The sequence below is a fragment of the Pseudomonas sp. MWU12-2037 genome (assembly GCF_023242345.1).
GTDB classification, from domain to species: domain Bacteria; phylum Pseudomonadota; class Gammaproteobacteria; order Pseudomonadales; family Pseudomonadaceae; genus Aquipseudomonas; species Aquipseudomonas gingeri_D.
In genome coordinates, this window is record NZ_JALLIZ010000019.1 from 75,008 (window position 1) to 96,397 (window position 21,390).

Annotated in this window: 23 protein-coding genes; 14 read left to right on the forward strand and 9 right to left on the reverse strand. The window is 62.2% G+C overall.

All coding sequences use genetic code 11. The features are described from left to right. Positions 1-91 precede the first annotated feature (91 nt). From M5B42_RS26160 to trpB, 3 genes are all read right to left on the reverse strand, one after another. Positions 92-373, reverse strand: a complete 282-nt coding sequence (locus M5B42_RS26160; RefSeq protein WP_248747444.1) for a hypothetical protein — start codon at positions 371-373, stop codon at positions 92-94. A 192-nt stretch (positions 374-565) separates the two neighbouring features. After that, on the reverse strand, positions 566-1,372 hold the full coding sequence (gene trpA / locus M5B42_RS26165; RefSeq protein WP_103496234.1) for a tryptophan synthase subunit alpha: 807 nt from the start codon (positions 1,370-1,372) through the stop codon (positions 566-568). Continuing rightward, positions 1,372-2,592, reverse strand: coding sequence for a tryptophan synthase subunit beta (gene trpB / locus M5B42_RS26170; protein WP_100939965.1), 1,221 nt, complete (start codon positions 2,590-2,592; stop codon positions 1,372-1,374). The genes trpA and trpB overlap by 1 nt, the downstream gene beginning before the upstream one ends. 112 nt (positions 2,593-2,704) lie before the next feature. On the opposite strand from trpB, the gene M5B42_RS26175 reads away from it, so the two are divergent. Then, complete coding sequence (locus tag M5B42_RS26175; protein ID WP_248747445.1) at positions 2,705-3,598, forward strand: LysR family transcriptional regulator; 894 nt, start codon at positions 2,705-2,707, stop codon at positions 3,596-3,598. Here the strand turns inward: M5B42_RS26175 and M5B42_RS26180 are convergent. Beyond that, the gene (locus M5B42_RS26180) at positions 3,595-3,921 is read right to left on the reverse strand and encodes a DUF883 family protein (protein ID WP_103496236.1); all 327 of its coding nucleotides are present in this window, start codon (positions 3,919-3,921) and stop codon (positions 3,595-3,597) included. The two genes, M5B42_RS26175 and M5B42_RS26180, sit on opposite strands and share 4 nt — an antisense overlap. Before the next feature lie 162 nt (positions 3,922-4,083). Between M5B42_RS26180 and M5B42_RS26185 the strand changes: the two genes are divergently transcribed. Both M5B42_RS26185 and M5B42_RS26190 read left to right on the forward strand, forming a co-directional pair. Next, a complete protein-coding gene (locus tag M5B42_RS26185; protein ID WP_100939968.1) occupies positions 4,084-4,299 on the forward strand; it encodes a dodecin in 216 nt (71 codons plus the stop codon). 135 nt (positions 4,300-4,434) lie between these two features. Further along, on the forward strand, positions 4,435-4,665 hold the full coding sequence (locus M5B42_RS26190) for a DUF1161 domain-containing protein (RefSeq protein WP_248747446.1): 231 nt from the start codon (positions 4,435-4,437) through the stop codon (positions 4,663-4,665). A 54-nt stretch (positions 4,666-4,719) separates the two neighbouring features. Here M5B42_RS26190 and M5B42_RS26195 read toward each other — a convergent pair whose 3' ends face one another. Next, complete coding sequence (locus tag M5B42_RS26195) at positions 4,720-5,721, reverse strand: LLM class flavin-dependent oxidoreductase (protein ID WP_248747447.1); 1,002 nt, start codon at positions 5,719-5,721, stop codon at positions 4,720-4,722. A gap of 220 nt (positions 5,722-5,941) precedes the next feature. Here M5B42_RS26195 and M5B42_RS26200 point away from each other — a divergent pair, with 220 nt between their 5' ends. Next, entirely contained in the window at positions 5,942-6,373 is a 432-nt protein-coding gene (locus M5B42_RS26200; RefSeq protein ID WP_103496239.1) for an OsmC family protein, read from the forward strand. Between the two features lie 128 nt (positions 6,374-6,501). After that, positions 6,502-6,735, forward strand: a complete 234-nt coding sequence (locus M5B42_RS26205; RefSeq protein WP_103496240.1) for a DUF1161 domain-containing protein — start codon at positions 6,502-6,504, stop codon at positions 6,733-6,735. A 2-nt stretch (positions 6,736-6,737) separates the two neighbouring features. Here M5B42_RS26205 and M5B42_RS26210 read toward each other — a convergent pair whose 3' ends face one another. After that, positions 6,738-7,154, reverse strand: a complete 417-nt coding sequence (locus M5B42_RS26210; protein WP_103496241.1) for a hypothetical protein — start codon at positions 7,152-7,154, stop codon at positions 6,738-6,740. A gap of 176 nt (positions 7,155-7,330) precedes the next feature. Between M5B42_RS26210 and M5B42_RS26215 the strand changes: the two genes are divergently transcribed. Continuing rightward, a complete protein-coding gene (locus M5B42_RS26215; RefSeq protein ID WP_248747448.1) occupies positions 7,331-8,380 on the forward strand; it encodes an aminopeptidase in 1,050 nt (349 codons plus the stop codon). 119 nt (positions 8,381-8,499) lie between these two features. Here M5B42_RS26215 and M5B42_RS26220 read toward each other — a convergent pair whose 3' ends face one another. Next, the gene (locus tag M5B42_RS26220; RefSeq protein ID WP_248747449.1) at positions 8,500-9,144 is read right to left on the reverse strand and encodes an HAD family hydrolase; all 645 of its coding nucleotides are present in this window, start codon (positions 9,142-9,144) and stop codon (positions 8,500-8,502) included. 27 nt (positions 9,145-9,171) lie between these two features. Then, the gene (locus M5B42_RS26225; RefSeq protein ID WP_177103933.1) at positions 9,172-9,720 is read right to left on the reverse strand and encodes a gamma carbonic anhydrase family protein; all 549 of its coding nucleotides are present in this window, start codon (positions 9,718-9,720) and stop codon (positions 9,172-9,174) included. A 62-nt stretch (positions 9,721-9,782) separates the two neighbouring features. Here M5B42_RS26225 and prlC point away from each other — a divergent pair, with 62 nt between their 5' ends. The 3 genes from prlC to M5B42_RS26240 all read left to right on the forward strand — a co-directional run bounded on the left by prlC (position 9,783) and on the right by M5B42_RS26240 (position 14,307). Continuing rightward, positions 9,783-11,861 (forward strand): oligopeptidase A, encoded by a 2,079-nt coding sequence (gene prlC / locus M5B42_RS26230; protein WP_247263085.1) that lies wholly within the window; start codon positions 9,783-9,785, stop codon positions 11,859-11,861. Continuing rightward, complete coding sequence (locus M5B42_RS26235; protein WP_248747450.1) at positions 11,858-12,145, forward strand: YheV family putative zinc ribbon protein; 288 nt, start codon at positions 11,858-11,860, stop codon at positions 12,143-12,145. The genes prlC and M5B42_RS26235 overlap by 4 nt, the downstream gene beginning before the upstream one ends. Before the next feature lie 137 nt (positions 12,146-12,282). Then, positions 12,283-14,307, forward strand: a complete 2,025-nt coding sequence (locus tag M5B42_RS26240) for a M3 family metallopeptidase (protein ID WP_248747451.1) — start codon at positions 12,283-12,285, stop codon at positions 14,305-14,307. On the opposite strand, the gene M5B42_RS26245 is transcribed toward M5B42_RS26240, so the two are convergent. Beyond that, positions 14,285-14,929 carry a dual specificity protein phosphatase family protein gene (locus tag M5B42_RS26245; protein ID WP_152736543.1) on the reverse strand — a complete coding sequence of 215 codons (645 nt, stop codon included), beginning with the start codon at positions 14,927-14,929 and terminating at the stop codon, positions 14,285-14,287. The genes M5B42_RS26240 and M5B42_RS26245 overlap by 23 nt on opposite strands. A 301-nt stretch (positions 14,930-15,230) precedes the next feature. Between M5B42_RS26245 and M5B42_RS26250 the strand changes: the two genes are divergently transcribed. The 5 genes from M5B42_RS26250 (at position 15,231) to M5B42_RS26270 (ending at position 21,304) form a co-directional block, all read left to right on the forward strand. Then, positions 15,231-15,971: a gluconate 2-dehydrogenase subunit 3 family protein gene (locus M5B42_RS26250; protein WP_152736542.1), complete on the forward strand. Its 741-nt coding sequence runs from the start codon at positions 15,231-15,233 to the stop codon at positions 15,969-15,971. 2 nt (positions 15,972-15,973) lie between these two features. Then, positions 15,974-17,758 carry a GMC family oxidoreductase gene (locus tag M5B42_RS26255; RefSeq protein ID WP_152736541.1) on the forward strand — a complete coding sequence of 595 codons (1,785 nt, stop codon included), beginning with the start codon at positions 15,974-15,976 and terminating at the stop codon, positions 17,756-17,758. 12 nt (positions 17,759-17,770) lie between these two features. Next, complete coding sequence (locus M5B42_RS26260; protein ID WP_248747452.1) at positions 17,771-19,045, forward strand: cytochrome c; 1,275 nt, start codon at positions 17,771-17,773, stop codon at positions 19,043-19,045. A gap of 213 nt (positions 19,046-19,258) precedes the next feature. Continuing rightward, complete coding sequence (locus tag M5B42_RS26265; protein WP_248747453.1) at positions 19,259-20,317, forward strand: PA0069 family radical SAM protein; 1,059 nt, start codon at positions 19,259-19,261, stop codon at positions 20,315-20,317. A gap of 255 nt (positions 20,318-20,572) precedes the next feature. Then, a complete protein-coding gene (locus tag M5B42_RS26270) occupies positions 20,573-21,304 on the forward strand; it encodes a carbonic anhydrase (RefSeq protein ID WP_103496250.1) in 732 nt (243 codons plus the stop codon). Positions 21,305-21,390 lie beyond the last annotated feature (86 nt).

Here is a 21,390-nt window from a genome sequence, read left to right on the forward strand (position 1 = left end):
GCTTCAAACCCCCGGGTCATACTTTATTAGTCCACATGGTGGCATTTAGATTCCTTTGTATCAGGAACTTTACCTTTGGCCGGCGCCGACGTTATCGCCAGCGATCATGCTGTTCGCTCATGCCGTGTCGCAGGGCTTCGAGGCGTTCGCGCAAGGAGGCATCGTTCGCTGGCTCGCCAACGGTTCTTGCGGGATCGGAGGCCAGGTTCGTGGCACTGGGCGCCAGGGCTTCGAACGCGAACAGGCTGGACAGGTCTTGTCGTGGTGGCGGCGTTTGGCGTGGACGCGAAGTGACCGACCTGAGCCGCTTTGGGCGTGGGACTTCAGTGACGGACAGGTGATCGAGGAAGGTACAGGCGACAGCAAGGGTCATAGGGGGCATCCATGTTCATAGGTAACGATCCAGCGCTCCTGCGCGGCCGTCTCTTGCCGGTATTTCCCGGAAAGAGCATGTAATGATTACCCCTTTGACAGCGCAGTTCTGTCAATAAACGCTCAGGTCGGCGCCCATGAAAAAGGGACCCAGGGCGGTGGTCCTGGATCCCTCTGTGCCGTGCCGCGCGAGTCAGCGCGCGGTACGTACGCCTTCGGCGAGGGCCGCGCAGAGACTCAGCACGCCATCGATGGCCTGCTCATCGCTGCTGGCGTTGGCGATGTGATCGATCAGCGCCGAGCCGACCACCACGCCGTCCGCCAGCCGGGCGATGGCCGCGGCCTGCTCCGGGGTGCGGATACCGAAACCGATGCTGATCGGCAGGTCGGTGTGACGACGCAGGCGGGCCACCGCTTCTTCGACATGTTCCAGGGTCGCCGAGCCGGCACCGGTCACACCGGCCACCGACACGTAGTAGACGAAGCCGGAGCTGCCGTTGAGCACGGTGGGCAGGCGCACGTCGTCGGTGGTCGGCGTGGTCAGGCGGATAAAGTCCAGGCCGGCGGCCTGGGCCGGGTCGCACAGCTCGCCGTTATGTTCCGGCGGCAGGTCGACCACGATCAGGCCGTCGACACCGGCGGCCTTGGCATCGGCGATAAAACGCGGTACGCCGTAGTGGTGGATCGGGTTGAAGTAACCCATCAGCACCAACGGGGTGTCGTTGTTCTCGGCGCGGAACTCGCGAACCATCTGCAGGGTTTTTGCCAGGTTCTGCTTGGCGCCCAGGGCACGGATGTTCGCCAGCTGGATCGCCGGGCCGTCGGCCATCGGATCGGTGAAGGGCATGCCCAGCTCGATCACATCGGCACCGGCCTTGGGCAGGCCCTTGAGGATCGCCAGGGAGGTGTCATAACCCGGGTCGCCGGCGGTGATAAAGGTCACCAGGGCGGCGCGGTTCTGTTCTTTCAGCTCGGCAAAGCGGGTTTGCAGGCGGCTCATCAGTGTTTCTCCTGCTGGGACTGTTGCATGTGGTGCATGACGGTTTGCATGTCCTTGTCACCGCGACCGGACAGGTTGACCACCATCAGGTGATCCTTGGGCAGGGTCGGCGCCCGCTTGAACACTTCGGCCAGGGCATGGGCGCTTTCCAGGGCCGGGATAATGCCTTCGAGACGGCAGCACTGGTGGAACGCGGCCAGGGCTTCGTGATCGGTGATCGAGGTGTACTGGACGCGACCGATATCGTGCAACCAGGCGTGTTCCGGGCCGATGCCGGGGTAGTCGAGGCCGGCGGAAATCGAGTGGGCATCGATGATCTGGCCGTCGTCGTCCTGCAGCAGGAAGGTCCGGTTGCCGTGCAGCACGCCCGGGACGCCGCCGTTCAGGCTGGCGGCGTGCTTGCCGGTTTCGATACCGTGGCCGGCCGCTTCGACGCCGATGATTTCGACGCTGGTGTCATCGAGGAACGGGTGGAACAGGCCCATGGCGTTGGAGCCGCCACCGATGCACGCCACCAGGCTGTCGGGCAGGCGCCCTTCCTGGGCTTGCAACTGGTCGCGGGTTTCCTTGCCGATCACCGCCTGGAAGTCGCGGACCATGGCCGGATACGGGTGCGGGCCGGCGACGGTGCCGATCAGGTAGAAGGTGCTGTCGACGTTGGTCACCCAGTCGCGCAGGGCTTCGTTCATTGCGTCCTTCAGGGTGCCGGTGCCGGCGACCACCGGGATCACTTCGGCGCCCAGCAGCTTCATGCGGAACACGTTGGCCTGCTGGCGCTCGATGTCGGTGGTGCCCATGTAGATCACGCAGTCCAGGCCGAAACGCGCGGCGACGGTGGCGGTGGCCACGCCGTGCATGCCGGCGCCGGTCTCGGCGATGATGCGTTTCTTGCCCATGCGCCGCGCCAGCAGGATCTGGCCGATGCAGTTGTTGATCTTGTGGGCGCCGGTGTGGTTCAGCTCTTCGCGCTTGAGGTAGATCTTCGCGCCGCCGCAGTGTTCGGTCAGGCGTTCGGCGAAGTACAGCGGGCTCGGACGACCGACGTAGTCGCGCTGGAAGTAGGCTAGTTCCTCGATGAACGCAGGATCGATCTTGGCGGCTTCGTATTCGCGGTTCAGGTCGAGGATCAGCGGCATCAGGGTTTCGGCCACGTAGCGGCCGCCGAATGCGCCGAACAGGCCGTTGGCGTCGGGGCCGTTGCGCAGGTTGGACTGGGTCATGGGAGGCTCCAGGTGGGCGATTGAATGTTCGATGGGGTTCACTCTAACCATGACAGGCGCGGATGAAAACCGATAAGATCGCCGTAACCTGTCAGGAAAACTCACAGATACCATGAGCCGTGACCTTCCCCCGCTCAATGCCTTGCGCGCCTTCGAGGCCACCGCCCGCTTGAACAGCGTCAGTCAGGCCGCCGAACAGCTGCATGTGACCCATGGAGCGGTCAGCCGGCAGTTGAAAGTGCTTGAGGAGCATCTGGGCCTGAGCCTGTTCGCCAAGGAAGGCCGCGGCCTGAAACTCACAGATGCGGGCATTCGCCTGCGCGACGCCAGTTTCGAGGCGTTCGAGCGGCTGCGGGCGGTCTGCGCCGAGTTGACCCAGAACACGGCGGATGCGCCCTTTGTGCTGGGCTGTTCCGGGAGCCTGCTGGCGCGCTGGTTTATTCCGCGACTGGGGCGGCTGAATGCCGATTTGCCCGACCTGCGCCTGCACCTGTCGGCGGGTGAAGGCGATCTCGATCCGCGCAAGCCGGGGCTCGATGCCCTGCTGCTGTTCGCCGAGCCGCCATGGCCGGCGGATATGCAGGTTATAGAACTGGCGAGCGAGCGCATCGGCCCGGTCATGAGTCCGCATTTTGCCCGCTACGAGTCATTGCTGCGGTCCCCGGCCCGTGGCCTGGTGGGTGAAGCGTTGTTGCACACCACCTCACGACCCCAGGCCTGGCCCAGCTGGGCGCGGCAGAACGGTATCGATGCGGCGCAGTTGAAGTACGGACAGGGTTTCGAGCATCTGTACTACCTGCTCGAAGCGGCGGTGGCCGGTTTGGGGGTGGCGATCGCGCCGCAGCCGCTGGTCGCGGACGATTTGCGTGGCGGTCGGCTGGTGGCGCCCTGGGGCTTCAATGAAACCCCGGGGCGGCTGGCCTTGTGGCTACCCCGGCGCGCCACGGACGGACGCGCCCAGCAGTTGGCCCAATGGCTCAAGACCGAGTTGGAACACAGGGCTTAATCGCCGCGTTTGCACAACAGGTAAGCGGCCAAAAGCCCCAGCGCACCCACCGCGACACCGGCGGTTGTCCACGGATGTTCCTGGGCATAATCACGGGTCGCAATCCCGGTTTCGCGGGTTCTGACCTTGACCTCTTCATAGGCATCGCTGAGCAGGTGACGTGAATGCTTGAGTGCGTTCTCGGCATTGCTCTTGAGGGCCTTGAGGGTTTTGCGCGACTCGTCCGAGGCGTCGTCCTTGAGGCTTTCGAGGGACTTGAGCAGGCTCTCGATTTCGGCTTCCATGCTTTGCAATGAGGCTTTGCGTAGTGCGTTGCTGGCCATATCGGCGTTCTCCCGCAGTTGAGTGGCGTGTGCAGATTGGGACTTCAGCGTTGTGTGAAAGTGCAGAAAATCTGCAGCGGATCACGAAATCACTCGACAGCGAGCTGTGGGAAAAATCACTGCTAGGCTCTCTGGACAGCCCCCGGGACTTAGGAGAACAGCATGAGCGACCACCACACCTACAAGAAAATCGAACTGGTAGGTTCTTCCCCCACCAGTATCGAAGACGCCATCAACAATGCCCTGGCCGAAGCCGGTAAAAGCATCAAGCATCTGGAATGGTTCGAGGTGCTTGATACCCGTGGGCATATCAAGGACAACAAGGCCGCGCACTTCCAGGTCACCCTGAAAGTCGGCTTCAGAATCGCCAATAGCTGAACAAATACTGGCCTTTTGAACTTATAGACTGGCCGACTGCCATATTGATTGCTATACAGAGGGCGCTAAATAGCCCCCCAGTGCGTCGCCCAAAAGCCGACGCACTTTTTTTGATCTGACCAGGGAATATGATCGATGAAGAAGCTTGTGCTGGCGGTAGCGTTGTTGAGTCTGGCGGGAACCGCCCTTGCGGCGGGCAAGCCATGTGACGTGGTGGAGAAGGAAATCAAGGACAAGATTGAAGCCAAAGGGATCCATGGCTATTCGCTGCAGATCGTCGATAAGGCCAGCAATTCCGGTTCCGATGGCAAGACCGTTGGCCGCTGCGAGGCGGGCAAGAAGGAAATCGTCTACAAGCGCAAATAAGCGTGAGTGGGGATCAAAGCCGGCGCCAGGCGCCGGCTTTTCTGTTTCTGGCCGTCAGCCCTTCATGACCTGCGCCAGCAACTCGTAGGAATGCAGTCGATCGGCATGTTCATACAGGTCGCAGGTGAAGATCAGCTCATCGGCCTGGGTCTGCTCGATCAGGACTTCCAGCTTGGCGCGGATCTTCTCGGGGCTGCCGACCATCGCCAGGCCGAGGAAACTCGCCACCGCTTCTCTTTCATGGGGCAGCCACAGGCCATCCATGGTCTGCACCGGCGGCCGTTGCACCAGGCTCTGGCCACGCATCAGCGCGAGGATGCGCTGGTACACCGAGGTCGCCAGGTAGTCGGCCTTTTCATCGGTATCCGCGGCCACCAGCGGTACGCCGAGCATCACGTAGGGTTTGTCGAGCACCGCCGAAGGCTTGAAGTGATTGCGGTAGACGCGAATCGCCTCATGCATGTAGCGCGGTGCGAAATGTGAGGCGAAGGCGTAGGGCAAACCCCGCTCCCCGGCCAGCTGTGCACTGAACAGGCTCGAACCCAGCAGCCAGACCGGCACCTGGGTACCGGTGCCCGGCATGGCGATGACCCGTTGTTCCGGTGTGCGTGGGCCGAGGTAACCCATCAGCTCAGTGACATCTTCGGGGAAGTCGTCGGCGCTGCCCGAACGCTCGCGGCGCAGGGCCCGGGCGGTCATCTGGTCGGAACCCGGGGCGCGGCCCAGGCCCAGGTCGATACGGCCGGGATAGAGACTTTCCAGGGTGCCGAACTGTTCGGCGATCACCAGGGGCGCATGGTTGGGCAGCATCACGCCGCCGGAACCGACGCGAATGGTCGAGGTGCCGCCCGCCAGGTAACCCAGCAGCACGGACGTCGCCGAACTGGCGATCCCGTCCATGTTGTGGTGCTCGGCGACCCAGAAGCGGTGGTAGCCGAACTTTTCCACATGACGGGCCAGATCCAGCGAATTGCGCAGGGATTGGCTCGGGCTGCCGTCCTGGCGCACGGGCACCAGGTCGAGGGTGGAAAACTTGACGTCGGACAGTCGCTTCATGAGCCTGCTACTCCTGTGAGGGTACGCAGGCTTCGTCTGCTGTCGAAAAACCTGCCGGTCTCCAGGGAATGTGGGCATATACCCGAGTTTCAAGGGGGGCGCTGTTTTTAACCGGCATTTTTTTCAGATGAGTCTGACAGGGTGAACTTTAATCCAGCGTCTATCCTCAGAACCTTGACCCCGGCGTGAACCCTTCGCGCCGGCTTTTGAGGAGGCAGCTATGAGTATCACGAAGAAAGCATCGGCTCATTGGGCAGGCGACCTGAAAACCGGTATTGGTTCCATTTCCACGGAAACCGGGGTGTTGCGTGAAGCGCCTTACGGTTTCAAGGCACGTTTCGAAGGCGGCAAGGGCACCAACCCGGAAGAACTGATCGGCGCCGCCCACGCGGGGTGTTTCTCCATGGCCTTTTCGATGATTCTCGGCGAGGCCGGGCTCAAGGCCGACAGTATCGACACCCAGGCCGAAGTGACCCTGGACCAGGTTGACGGTGGTTTTGCGATCACCGCGGTGCACCTGATTCTCAAGGCGAAAATCCCCGGCGCCAGCCAGCAGCAGTTCGATGAGCTGAGCAAAAAGGCCAAGGAAGGTTGTCCGGTGTCCAAGGTGTTGAACGCGAAGATCAGCCTCACCGGGACCTTGGTGCACTGATTGTGCACTGGCAAGACCCAGGGATGTGAGGCGGCTCAGAACTTGGCTGGCGCAAGTGTGGTCGAATGAACTGTGGCAGTTTGCGCGTACGCCCTGGCGACGCGCTGCCGTAGTCAAGGAGTTCGACCATGAAACGTATTGCCCTGGGGATTTTCTGTTGCGTGCTGGCCACCTCGGCCCTGGCCGCGACCAAGCCGTGTGAAGAGCTCAAGTCCGAGATCGAAACCAAGATCCAGGCGGCCGGCGTCAGTTCCTACACCCTGGAGATCGTTGCCAGGGATGAAGTCCACGACCAGAACATGGTCGTGGGCAGTTGTGAAGGCGGCAGCAAGAAAATCATCTACCAGAAGAACGACCGCTGAAGCTACGGAATGCAGAACACATTGTTCTGCTCCGCCACGACTTCACCCTTGTCGTTGTACAGCCGCGCGCTGGCGTTGAAGCCCAGGGCTATACCCTCCAGGCGGTAGCGCCGGCCGGCTTCGAAGTGGTCGTAGTGCACGCTCAGGTAGCACAGCCGGTTCGGCGGGTCGGTGTTCATCGCCATGCCGCCGATATAGACCTCGTAATCGAAACGAGCCAGGAGGTCATGGCTGCCCGGCGTGACCTGGAAAAAGCGTCCGTCGCGCAGACGCTGCTTGTCCAGGCTTTCGGCCATGATCACCGTACCGGTGTGGGTGTCCAGGTCGACCCAGGCCATTTGCGGATTCACCGCCGGTAACGGACTGATACAGCCGCCCAGGCTGGCCAGGGCGAAGAGTACGGGGAGATGTTTGCGCATGATGTTTCCACTCTGTTCAGGAGATCAGCATACCTGCGTTCAGGGGTATCGGGACGCCCGGGCGTGAAGCTTGTGGTGGGGCCTCCCTGCGGTGAACACCTCAACCTCGATAATCTTCATGGAAAAGCCTTCAGCCCGCGCGCTAGTCTTGTGTCTGCTCCCTGCAGGTGATTCCCATGATGTTCAGGCCCGTGGTACGCGGTTCGATAGGCGCCTTGCTGCTGTTGCTCGGTGGTTGCAGCAGTCTCAATTATTATAGCCAGCTGGCCGGTGGCCAGTTGAGCCTGTTGCACGCCCGGGAGCCGGTGGCCGAGGTGATTGCCGATCCGGCCCGGGACCCGAAACTGCGCGAACACCTGGCCCAGTCCCAGCAGGCGCGGGCCTTTGCCAGCGAGCATCTGCACCTGCCGGACAACCGCAGTTACCGCTTGTATGCGGATATCAAACGCCCTTATGTGGTCTGGAATGTCTTTGCCACGCCGGAATTTTCCCTGACCCCGCAGCAGCATTGTTTCCCGATTGCCGGTTGCGTGGCCTATCGCGGCTATTACAACCAGGGCGCGGCGCGGGGTGAGGCGGCGCTGCAGAAGCAGCAGGGCATGGACGTGTATATCGGCGGGGTCGAGGCCTACTCGACGCTGGGCTGGTTCGACGATCCGATTATCAGTTCGATGATGACCTGGGGCGACGAGCGCCTGGCGACGCTGATCTTTCATGAACTGGCGCACCAGCGTTTTTATGTGAAGGACGACACCGAGTTCAATGAGTCCTATGCCAACTTCGTCGAACAGGAAGGCACGCGGCAATGGCGGGCGGCGCGAGGCTTGCCGCCGGCCAAGGTCAACGATGTAGCGCAGAAGGATCAGTTTATCGAGCTGGTGCTGAAGACCCGGACGCGCTTGCAGCAGTTGTATGCGCAGGCCTTGCCGGTCGAGCAGATGCGTGAGCGCAAGGCGCAGGAGTTCCAGCGCTTGCGGGACGAGTACCACCAGATGCAGGCGAGTCAGTGGGCGGGTGACAAGCGTTATGACGCCTGGATCAACGGGCCGCTGAATAACGCCAAGCTGCTGCCCTTCGGGCTGTATGACCAGTGGGTGCCGGCGTTTGCGGCGTTGTTCAAGCAGGTGAATGGCGACTGGCCATCGTTCTTCAAGGCTGTGGAAAAGCTGGGGGGCTTGCCGGTTGGCGATCGTACGGCGGCGTTGCGCAAGCTGATGCCTGGCTGAAGGGCGCCATCGCGAGCAAGCTTGCTCCTACAATGTTTGTGTCGTGCCAATAAGTTGCGGACGACCGATATCTTGTAGGAGCAAGCTTGCTCGCGATGCAGGCGACACGGTTTCACGTCTTACACAAACGCCCGATGCAACTGCGCCAACGTCTGGAAATGATAAGCCGGCTGCTGCGCACTCAACTCCTCGAAACTGCCGAACCCATACCCCACTGCCGCCGCATCCAGACCATTGCGTTGCGCGCCGATCAGGTCGTGCTTGCGGTCGCCGATCATCAGCGTATCGCTCGGTTCCAGCCCTTCTTCGGCGATCAGGTGGGCAATCAGCTCGACCTTGTCGGTCCGCGTGCCATCCAGCTCGCTGCCGTAGATCATCTTGAAGTGCCGGGCAAAATCGAAATGCCGGGCAATCTCCCGGGCAAACACCCAGGGCTTGGACGTGGCGATATACAAGGTGCGCCCCTGCCCGCCCAGCAGCTCCAGCAACGGCATGACCCCTTCGTACACCCGGTTCTCATACAGCCCGGTCACCTTGAAGCGCTCCCGGTAGAAGTTCACCGCCTCCCAGGCCTTGGCCTCGTCAAACCCGTAGAACTGCATGAACGCCTGCAACAACGGCGGGCCGATAAAGTGTTCGAGCTTGCCGAGGTCCGGCTCGTCGATCCCCAGTTTGCCCAGCGCGTACTGGATCGAACGGGTGATGCCCTCGCGCGGGTCGGTCAGGGTGCCGTCGAGGTCGAAGAGAATCGTCTGGTAATGCATGGAATGTCCTGGCTGTACAAAAAATAATCAAACGGCCTGGTGATAACCTTCGGCCATGTGCAGGTCCTTGAGCTTCACGTAGTTCGCCGCGCTGTAGGTGAAAAACGCCCGTTCCTTGTCCGTCAGCGCGCGCGCCTGCTTGACCGGGCTGCCGACATAGAGAAAGCCGCTTTCCAGGACCTTGCCCGGCGGCACCAGGCTGCCGGCGCCGACGATCACCTCGTCCTCGATCACCGCGCCGTCCATGACGATGCTGCCCATGCCGATCAGAATCCGGCTGCCCACCGTGCAGCCATGCAGCATGACCTTGTGGGCGATGGTCACGTCGTCGCCGATCAGCAACGGGAAACCCTCGGGGTTGAAAGGCCCGGCGTGGGTGATATGCAACACGCAGCCGTCCTGCACGCTGGTGCGTTGGCCGATGCGGATGCGGTGCATGTCGCCGCGGATCACGGTCAACGGCCAGATGGAGCTGTCGGCGCCGATTTCGACGTCGCCGATCACCACCGCCGAACGGTCGACAAAGGCCCGTTCACCGAGTGCCGGCGTGAGGTTCTGATAGGTACGAAGGGTCACGATAGGCGCTCTCTCTTTGGTTGATAGCTGCGGTCGACGTCGATTGTAATTAAGATGGGCCCATGTTTCTTCCAGCCAAGGTGCCAACCGTGAGCGTGAACAACCCTCTTCTGCAGTCCTACGACCTGCCGCCGTTCTCGGCGATCCGCGCGGAACACGTGCTGCCGGCCATCGAACAGATCCTGGCGGACAACCGCGCGGCCATCGCCGAAATCCTCGCCACTCAAGGCCAACAGCCTACCTGGGCCGGGCTGATCCTGGCGATGGATGAACTCAACGATCGTCTGGGCGCCGCCTGGAGTCCGGTCAGCCACCTGAATGCCGTGTGCAACAGCGCTGAGTTGCGCGAAGCCTACGAGGCCTGCCTGCCGGCCTTGAGCGCCTACTCCACGGAGCTGGGCCAGAACCGCGAACTGTTCCAGGCCTTCGAAGCCCTGGCGAACAGCCCGCAGGCCGCCAGCTTCGACGTCGGCCAGAAAACCATTCTCGAACACTCCCTGCGCGACTTCCGCCTGTCGGGTATCGACCTGCCGCCCGAGCAGCAAAAGCGCTACGCCGAGGTGCAGAGCAAGCTGTCCGAACTGGGCAGCCGCTTCTCCAACCAGTTGCTCGACGCGACCCAGGCCTGGACCCGGCACGTCACCGACGAGGCCGGTCTTGCCGGCCTGAGCGACTCCTCCAAGGCGCAAATGGCCGCCGCGGCCCAGGCCAAGGGCCTGGACGGCTGGTTGATCACCCTGGAATTCCCGAGCTACTACGCGGTGATGACCTACGCCCAGGACCGCGCCCTGCGCGAAGAGGTGTACGCCGCCTACTGCACCCGTGCCTCGGACCAGGGACCGAATGCCGGCCAGTACGACAACGGTCCGGTGATGGAAGAAATCCTCGACCTGCGCCAGGAACTGGCGCAATTGTTGGGTTTCGCCAGCTTCTCGGAATTGAGCCTGGCGACCAAGATGGCCGACTCCAGCGACCAGGTGCTGACTTTCCTGCGCGACCTGGCCAAGCGCAGCAAGCCGTTTGCCGCCCAGGACCTGCAACAACTCAAGGCCTACGCCGCCGAACAAGGCTGTGCCGAGCTGCAAAGCTGGGACAGCGGTTACTACGGCGAGAAGCTGCGTGAGCAACGCTACAGCGTTTCCCAGGAAGCCCTGCGCGCCTACTTCCCGATCGACAAGGTGCTCGGCGGGCTGTTCGCCATTGTCCAGCGCCTGTACGGCATCGAGATTGCCGAGCAGAGCGGTTTCGACACCTGGCACCCGGATGTCCGCCTGTTCGAAATCAAGGAAAACGGCCAGCACGTCGGGCGTTTCTTCTTTGACCTCTATGCCCGCGCCAACAAGCGTGGCGGGGCCTGGATGGACGGTGCCCGTGATCGTCGGCGTACGGTTGATGGCGTCCTGCAAAGCCCGGTGGCCAACCTGGTGTGCAACTTCGCCCCGGCCGACAGCGGCAAGCCGGCCCTGCTGACCCATGACGAAGTCACCACCCTGTTCCACGAATTCGGCCATGGCCTGCACCACCTGCTGACCCGTATCGACCATGCCGGCGTGTCCGGTATCAATGGCGTGGCCTGGGATGCCGTGGAGCTGCCGAGCCAGTTCATGGAAAACTGGTGCTGGGAGCCCGAAGGCCTGGCGTTGATCTCCGGTCACTACGAAAGCGGCGAACCGCTGCCCCAGGACCTGCTGGAAAAAATGCTCGCGGCAAAGAACTTCCAGTCCGGGCTGATGATGGTGCGCCAGCTGGAATTCTCGCTGTTCGACTTCGAACTGCATGCCACCCACGGCGACGGCCGCAGCGTGGCACAGGTCCTCGAAGGCGTGCGCGACGAGGTCTCGGTGATGCGTCCGCCGGCCTACAACCGCTTTCCCAACAGCTTTGCGCATATTTTCGCCGGCGGTTACGCGGCGGGCTACTACAGCTACAAATGGGCGGAAGTGCTGTCGGCCGACGCCTTCTCCAAGTTCGAGGAAGAGGGTGTGCTGAACGAACAGACCGGTCGTGCCTTCCGTGAAGCGATCCTGGCCCGCGGTGGCTCCCAGGCGCCGATGGTGCTGTTCGTCGACTTCCGTGGCCGCGAGCCGTCGATTGACGCACTCTTGCGTCATAGCGGCCTGAGCGAGGATGCCGCGGCATGAGCGAGGCACCCGTGATCAAGACCAAGAAGCGCTTTATCGCCGGGGCGGTCTGCCCGGCGTGCAGCGAGCAGGACAAGCTGATGATGTGGAGCGAAGACGACGTTCCGCACCGTGAGTGCGTGGCTTGCGGCTATGCCGACACCCTGAATGAACAGGGTTTGTCGGTGCCCAAGGAGCTGGGCACGCGGGTCAATACCGCACCGGCCAAGGCCCCGCAGGACAATAAGGTCCAGACCGTGCAGTTTTTCCCAAATCCGAAGCTGAAAAAGCCCGACGACAAGTAATCCCGCCGCTCCGCTTTCCCGGGCCGTCCAAGGCCCGGGGATGTCTTATCCCTGTACCACTCGCGCAAGCGCCTGCTACCCCAGACTGTGGCCTTGAGCGGACCCGCTGGCGGTCCGTGCCTGTCCAGGAGTGAACCGTGGGGACCTTCAACCCTTTGCTGCACGCGCAGCCGCCTGATCTGCCGGCCTATTCATCGGTGCGTGTCGAGCACCTGCTGCCGGCGCTCGAGGCGCTGATCAAACACCACTGGAGCGCGATCGACGAGATTATCGCGAACCAGAGCGAAAACCCGACCTGGGACGACTTCTTCGTACCGGTCGACGCCTTGCGGGGGCGCCTGGCGGGGCTTATGGGCGTCATTACCGCCTTGAGTACCGCCCGTCCCTACCCCGTGTGGGGAGAGGCGTTCCACAGTTGCCGCCGGCGTTATCTCGCTTACCGCCTTGAAGTCAGCCAGCATCCCGGGCTCTTTCAACTCTACGAACGCCTGGCGGGCAGCGCGAACGCGCGCCTGTTCGACGCCACGCGTGTCGCCGCGCTCCAGCGGGTCGTGCTGGATTGCCGGCTGGCGGGGGCGCATTTGTCCGAGGAACAGAAGACCCGGTTGCGGGCGCTGGACGCGCGAATCCGGCAACTGGAATTGCGCTTCCTCAACAATGTGCGCATCGCCAGTGAAGACGGCAGCCTGTACTTCAGCGACGACAGTACCCTGGAGGGCGTTTCGGACGAGGACAAGGTCCATATGGAGCTGTACCACGAGTCGAACTTTGCCGGTTGGTGGTTGAACATCGACGATCCGCAGGCGGTCAGCTCGATCTTTCGGGATGCGCGAGGGCGCGAGCTGCGCCAGCAGGTCTATGAGGCCGTTGTGAGCCGTGCCAGCGATGCCGAAACGGACCATGACAATACGCCCGTGCTCGACGAGTTGCTGCAATTGCGCTTCATGAAGGCTGAGCTGCTGGGCTTCGCCAACAGCGCGGCACTGCAACTGCAAAGCCTTTCGTTGAGTTCTGCCGAGCAGGTCGAGGGATTCTTGCGCCGACTGGTGGCCGCGGAAAAACCAGGCTGGATCCGCGAAGTGGAGGTACTGGAGGCGTTTGCCGCCGAGCAGGGCCTGACGGAGCTGAAACCCTGGGACCGGCCCTTTTATAGCCAGCAGCTGCGCCTGCACAAGGGCGCGATCAGCGAGGATGAAAGTCGCGCCTACTTCGAACTCGAGCAGGTTCTGAAAAGCCTGCTGGCACTCCCCGCTCGCCTGTTCGGCGTTGAATTCATCGCCCGCGACGAACTGGATACCTGGCACCCCGACGTCCGCCCGTTCGAGGTTCGCGAGTATGGGCAGGCGATAGGCTACCTGTTCCTCGATCTGTTCGCCCGCGAGGAGAAGACCACCAGGAGCGGCGCGATGTATGCGCTGCGCCATCGGCTGCTATCGGTCGAGGGCCGCAGCCTGACCCTGCCGGTCGTGGTGCTGTACTGTTATCTTCCGCGGCCCGCGGCTGACAAGCCCCTGCTGCTCAAGCACGGACAGATGCGGGTACTGTTCCACGAGTTCGGGCACTGCCTGCATCAGTTGCTGGACCGCTCTCCTTGCTGGAGCTTGTCCGGTACCGATTCGGCCAGGGATGCTGGCGAGTTCTTCTCGGCGTTGCTGGAGTGCTGGTGTCATTCGCCTGCCTATCTCGTCGAGATCAGTCGGCACCACCAGACCGGCGCCGCGCTTTCTGCCGATCAGGCCGACCGGTTGATGATTTCACTCACCACCGGCAACGGCTTGAAGTCGGCCAGTACCCTGATTCTTGCCGCGCTCGCGTTGGAGCTGCACCAGAACCCCGCCCGGGAGCAAAGCGTCCTGGAGCGCAGCGCACGGGTGCGCGATGAGGTCTTGTCGCTGCCGGCACCGAGCGATGTGCGTCAGGTCTACAGTTTCAGTCACCTGGTCACCGGCACGGACGCCGCCTATTTCATCTATCCCTGGGGGCAGATGCTGGCGAGGGCGGTGTTCAGCCGTTTCGAAGAGCAGGGGCTCTTCGATCCCGTGGAAGGCAGGCGCCTGCGCGAGCTGGTCTTCGCGCCGGGCGGTTCCCGGCCCATCCTGAAATCCATTGAGGCGTTTCTGGGACGAACCCTCGATGAACTCACTGCACCTGTGCCGACTTGAGCCAGCTCTGCACCGCGCAGGTAGCGTAGGGACTGGTGCTGCACGCGCCGCTGGCCAGGGCCTCGCGTAGCTTGTCGACCGGCGCCTGCATCATGTAACGGATGCTGTCCTTGAAGTGCGGGGTGTCGCCAAACCCTCCCATCATCATTTCGCTCAGGGCTTCCTCCTTGCTCCAGCCCTGCACCACCACGCGGTACATCGCCGCCATCAGGCCGGTGCGTTCCGTGCCCTTCCGGTCGTGGATCAGTACCGAACCCCGGTCCTCGGCGTCCTTGATCGCGCGCAAGACGGTCAACACGTCGGCGTCATCGACATGGCCGATCCGGTAGGGCAGTTGCACCTGCTTGATGTTCGGGGCCGACAGCCAGCTGGAGTCGGCCTCCGGCTGGAAGTTGATGACCGTGGTGATGTTCAGCCTGGCCAGGATCGGCACGGCATTGCTGTCGGGCAAGGTGCTGCGATAGAGCGTCGGGGTCATCTGGTTGAGGTTGTACTGGTTGCCCACCGGCGTGGCCCATTGCGGCGGGCGTTGGCTGCTGTTGTCGCCGGCCTGGGCGGCGAGCAGCACCAGACCGCTGATCAGCATCAGGCCAAGGAGGGAAAACCAGCGAACGATCGACATAGATGGACGGCGCCCGGAAAAGAGAACTCGATATTGCCCTATAGCATTGTTTTTTACGGATCAAAAGCCCGTGAGTCGAGCGTCAAAGATTTGTGAGAGGGGTGGAATGGGGGCGGAAAAGGTCGAGATTTTTAGCTGAATCGATTCATCCTGATGCTTAGGCTGCTATCATTTGTAACTAAAGGTTGCCAGTGTGTTCTCAATTCGAGGTGTCTCGATAGAGACCGCTACCCGAAAAAGACAGGTTGCTCAATTGAAGTGACCGAATAATCCGTGCGTGCAAGATGAGAGAGGTAACGCCATGTCTGATCAAGATCGAGATAACCCGCGGCGTGAGTTCCTGCGCAAAACCCTGACCTTGATCCCGGTGGTCACCGTGGCGAGCAGCGCGTTGGGCAGCAGTGTCCTGCAAGCCGCCTCGCAAGTGACGCCAGCGGCCGCCGACAAGGCTCCGGTCAACAGCGGGCATTACGAGCCGAGCTTCTTCACCGCCGAGGAATGGGCTTTTCTCAATGCCGCCGTGGCCCGATTGATTCCGGCCGATGCCCAGGGGCCGGGTGCCCTGGAAGCTGGTGTGCCGGAATTTATCGACCGGCAAATGAACACCCCTTACGCCAGTGGCGCCTTGTGGTTTATGCAGGGGCCCTTCGCCGCCGATGCGCCGCCGGAGATGGGTTGGCAAAGCAAACTGGTGCCCCGCGAGATCTATCGGCTGGGCATCGCTGCTACGGAGGCCTGGTGCAAGAAGCTGCACGGTTCAACCTTTGCCGCGCAAGACAGCGCTACCCAGGATGCCTTGCTCAAGCGACTGGAGGTCGGAGACGCCGATTTCGACAGTGTCCCGCCGAAGATTTTCTTCAGCTTCCTGCTGCAAAACACCAAGGAAGGTTTCTTCAGCGACCCGATCCATGGCGGCAACAAAGGTCTGGTCGGCTGGACCATGATCGGCTTTCCCGGCGCCCGCGCCGATTTTATGGATTGGGTTGAACGCAACGAGCAATACCCCTTCCCGGCTGTATCCATTCGCGGCGAGAGGGCATGAGCATGGCGATTCAAATGAAGAAGGTCGACGCGGTAATCGTCGGTTTCGGCTGGACTGGGGCGATCATGGCCAAGGAACTGACCGAAGCCGGGCTCAATGTCGTGGCCCTGGAACGCGGTCCCATGCAGGACACCTACCCAGACGGCAATTACCCACAGGTGATCGACGAGCTCACCTACAGCGTGCGCAAGAAACTCTTCCAGGATATCTCCAAGGAAACCGTCACCATTCGCCATAGCGTCAATGACGTCGCCCTGCCGAACCGCCAGCTCGGCGCGTTCCTGCCGGGCAATGGCGTGGGTGGTGCGGGGCTGCACTGGTCTGGCGTGCACTTTCGGGTCGACCCCATCGAGTTGCGCATCCGCAGTCACTACGAAGAGCGCTACGGCAAACACTTCATTCCCAAGGACATGACCATCCAGGACTTCGGCGTCAGTTACGAAGAGCTGGAACCGTTCTTCGACCATGCCGAAAAGGTCTTCGGCACTTCGGGCCAGGCCTGGACCGTCAAGGGCCAGTTGGTCGGCCAGGGCAAGGGCGGCAACCCTTACGCGCCGGATCGTTCCAATCCCTTTCCGCTGGAGTCGCAGAAGAACACCTACTCCGCGCAGCTGTTCCAGAAAGCCGCCAGTGAAGTCGGCTACAAGCCCTACAATCTGCCGTCGGCAAATACTTCAGGGCCCTACACCAACCCTTACGGTGCGCAGATGGGCCCGTGCAATTTCTGCGGCTTCTGCAGCGGTTATGTCTGCTACATGTATTCCAAGGCCTCGCCGAACGTGAACATCCTGCCGGCGTTGCGCCAGGTGCCGAACTTCGAACTGCGGCCCAATTCCCACGTGCTACGGGTCAATCTCGACAGCACCAAGCGCAAGGCCACCGGCGTGACCTACATCGACGCCCAGGGCCGCGAGGTGGAGCAAGAGGCGGACCTGGTGATTCTCGGCGCCTTCCAGTTCCATAACGTGCGGCTGATGCTGCTGTCCGGCATCGGCAAGCCCTACGATCCGGTCACCGGTGAAGGCGTGGTGGGCAAGAACTTCGCCTACCAGAACATGGCCACCGTGAAGGCCTTCTTCGACAAGGACGTGCACACCAACAACTTTATCGGTGCCGGCGGCAACGGTGTGGCGATCGACGATTTCAACGCCGATAACTTCGACCACGGCCCCCATGGCTTTGTCGGCGGGTCGCCGATGTGGGTCAACCAGGCCGGCAGCCGGCCGATTGCCGGGACTTCGAACCCGCCGGGCACACCAGCCTGGGGCAGTGCCTGGAAACGTGCCACGGCCGATTACTACACCCACCAGGTGTCGATGGATGCCCACGGTGCGCACCAGTCCTATCGGGGCAACTACCTGGATCTCGACCCGGTTTACCGTGATGCCTACGGCTTGCCGCTGTTGCGGATGACCTTCGACTGGCAGGAAAACGACATCAAGATGAACCGCTTCATGGTCGACAAACTGAGCAAGGTCGCCGAGGCGATGAACCCCAAGTCCATTGCCCTGCTGGGCAAGCAGGTCGGTGAGCACTTCAACACGTCGTCCTACCAGACCACCCACCTCAACGGTGGCGCGATCATGGGCACCGACCCGAAGACCAGCGCCCTGAACCGCTACCTGCAATGCTGGGATGTGCACAACGTCTTTGTCCCTGGCGCTTCGGCTTTCCCCCAGGGTCTGGGCTACAACCCCACCGGCCTGGTGGCGGCGCTGACCTACTGGTCGGCCCGGGCGATCCGCGAGCAGTACCTGAAAAATCCCGGCCCGTTGGTCCAGGCATAAGGAGCGATAAACATGAAAGCACTGGTTATCGCCACCCTGGCGTTGTTGGGCAATGGCGCGGTCAGCGCCGCCGAGGCCGATCCGTCGGCCCTGATCAAGCAGGGAGAATACCTGGCGCGAGCCGGGGACTGCGTGGCCTGTCACACGGCCAAGGGCGGCCAGCCGTTCGCCGGCGGGCTGCCGATGCAGACGCCCATCGGCACGATCTATTCGACCAATATCACCCCGGATAAAAGTGGGATCGGCGCCTACAGCTTCGAGGATTTCGACCAGGCGGTCCGCCATGGTGTCGCCAAGAACGGTAGTACGCTTTACCCGGCGATGCCCTATCCGTCCTATGCCCGGGTCAGCGACAGCGATATGCAGGCGCTGTACGCCTACTTCATGAAGGGCGTGGCGCCGGTGGCCCAGGACAACAAGGCTGTCGATATCCCCTGGCCGCTGAGCATGCGCTGGCCGTTGGCGGGTTGGCGCTGGGTGTTTGCGCCCAAGGTCGCCGAATACCAGGCCGGCAGCGGCGCTGACCCGGTGGTGAGCCGTGGCGCCTATCTGGTCGAAGGGCTCGGCCATTGCGGTGCCTGCCATACGCCACGGGCCCTGACCATGCAGGAAAAAGCCTTGAGCGCGAATGACGGCAGTGCCTTCCTGGCGGGCAGCGCGCCGCTCGAGGGCTGGATCGCGAAAAGCCTGCGCGGCGACCATAAGGATGGCCTCGGCAGTTGGAACGAAGGGCAGCTGGTGCAGTTCCTCAAGACCGGTCGCAGCGATCGCAGCGCGGTATTCGGCGGCATGAGCGATGTGGTGGTGCACAGCATGCAATACATGAGCGATGACGATCTGACGGCGATTGCCCGCTACCTCAAGAGCTTGCCGCCGGTGGATCCGCAGGACGCGCCTCACGCCTATGAGCCGCAGGTCGCACAAGCCCTGTGGAAAGGTGATGACAGCAAGCCGGGGGCGTCGGTCTATATCGACAACTGCGCGGCCTGCCACCGTACCGACGGTCACGGCTATACCCGGGTGTTCCCGGCGTTGGCCGGTAACCCGGTGGTGCAATCGGCGGACCCGACGTCGTTGATCCATATCGTGCTCAAGGGCGGCACCTTGCCGGCGACCCACACCGCACCTTCGAACTTCACCATGCCGGCGTTTGCCTGGCGATTGTCGGACCAGGAAGTGGCGGACGTGGTCGGTTTCATTCGCGGCAGTTGGGGTAATCAGGGCGGCGCGGTGAAGGCCAGCGATGTGGCGGCGTTGCGCAAGGAGGATATGCCGGCCAAGCCATAAGATCCCAAGAGCACCACGGACCCCTGTAGGAGCCGGCTTGCCGGCGATGAGGCCCTTGAGTCTTGCGGTGTCCTCACGGCCGCCATCGCTGGCAAGCCAGGCTCCCACAAGGTCCGCGTTCGGCGTGGCCGTTATGGTGCCTCTGCCAGACGGTGCTAGGCAGATCCGCCTGGCTCTATTACTGTATATAGATACAGTAATGGAGCCTTTCCCATGTTCACCCCGCTCCCACCCCGTGGCCGTGGCACCGCGACCAACCCGCACAACCGCTTCGCGCCCCATCGTTCGGTGGCCGAGGACGACGGCTGGTACCAGGAGGTTCCGCTGACCCAGGGCACCGAGGTGCGCATCGAGACGGCGAAGTCCATCATCACCCGCAACACCTCGCCGGACCTCCCCTTCGACCGCTCCATCAATCCCTATCGCGGCTGCGAGCACGGTTGCATCTACTGCTACGCACGCCCCAGCCATGCCTACTGGGATATGTCCCCAGGCCTGGATTTCGAAACCAGGCTGATCGCCAAGACCAACGCCGCCGCCGTGCTGGAGCAGCAATTGTCCAGGCCGGGCTATCGCGTCGCACCGATCAACCTGGGCTCCAATACCGATCCCTACCAGCCGATCGAACGCGAGCACCAGCTCACCCGGCGGATCCTCGAGGTGTTGCTGCGTTATCGGCATCCGGTGACCATCGTCACCAAGGGCTCGCTGATCCTGCGCGACCTCGACCTGCTCACGGAACTGGCACGGCAGCGCCTGGTGGCGGTGATGATCAGCCTGACCAGCCTCGACGACGAACTCAAGCGCATCCTCGAGCCCCGTGCGGCGGCGCCCAAGGCGCGCTTGCGGGCGATCCGGGTCATGGGTGAAGCGGGTATCCCGGTTGGCGTTTTATGTTCGCCGATGATTCCGATGATCAACGACAGCGAGCTGGAAAGCCTGCTCACCGAGGCCCGCGACGCCGGTGCCCAGAGCGCCGCCTACATGATGCTGCGCCTGCCCCTGGAGGTAGCGCCGCTGTTCGAGGAGTGGCTCGCCGCCCACTATCCGCAACGGGCAGCCCATGTCTTGAGCCTGATTCGCCAGACCCGCGGCGGCGAGCTCTACGACAGCCGGTTCGGTGCGCGGATGCGCGGCGAAGGGCCGTTTGCCGACCTGTTGGCGCAACGTTTTGCCAAGGCCATCAAGCGCCTGGGCCTCAACCGCCGCGAAGGTTACAACCTCGATTGCACGGCGTTTTGTCCCCCCGGAGGGCAAATGTCGTTACTCTGAGTCGGGATCCGGACAAAGGTGTCTGATGGCGTTTGGCCTGCGCCTATACTCTCGGGTAAGCCGCCTAAGAAACTTCTGGAACGTCCGTCCTAGAGCCTCTGATTCAGCTTGAGTTAAGTTTTCGCGACTAGGGTGAAGCTGCCTGTTGTGTACAGGTGCGTTCAAGGAATCGGGCGTATTGATCCGATGGGTGCTGGCCATGAGCGAGCCCAATCAGGAAAATCCCCTTCAATCCGTCAGAAAAGAGGATGAATCATGAGTGACAAGGATAAACAGCCGTCGGCTGCGTCGGCACCAGGGCTCCCCGGGGCCGAAACCGCCGATGCGGCGTTGCAGCATATCGTCGATGGCTTCCTGCATTTTCATCATGAAATCTTTCCGCAGCAGGAGGAGCTGTTCAAGAAGCTCGCCACGGCCCAGAGCCCCCGGGCGATGTTCATCACGTGCGCGGATTCGCGGATCGTGCCTGAGCTCATTACCCATAGCTCGCCCGGCGACCTGTTCGTGACCCGCAATGTCGGTAACGTGGTGCCGCCCTACGGGCAGATGAACGGCGGTGTCTCGACCGCCATCGAGTACGCGGTGCTGGCCCTCGGCGTGCAGCACATCATCGTCTGCGGGCATTCGGACTGCGGCGCCATGCGTGCGGTGCTCAACCCCGACAGCCTGGAAAAGATGCCCACGGTCAAGGCTTGGCTGCGCCATGCCGAAGTGGCGAAGACCATGGTCCATGAAAACTGCAACTGTGCCAACGAAAGTGAAAGCATGCAGGTGCTGACCGAAGAAAATGTTATCGCCCAGTTGCAGCACTTGCGCACGCACCCTTCGGTAGCCTCGCGCATGGCCAACGGTCACCTGTTTATCCATGGTTGGATCTACAACATCGAAACCAGCGAAATCAAAGCGTATGACGCCGATCGGGCCTGCTTCCTGCCCCTCGATGGCACTCATCCGATCCCGAGTGCGACGCCCAAAGCCCGCTTCTAGCGCCTGAAGCCTCCTCCATCCATTGGGTTCAGCCACGACCGACGTTCGAGCGGTCGGGCTTGGCCATGCCTGAAGAAATCCTCGGG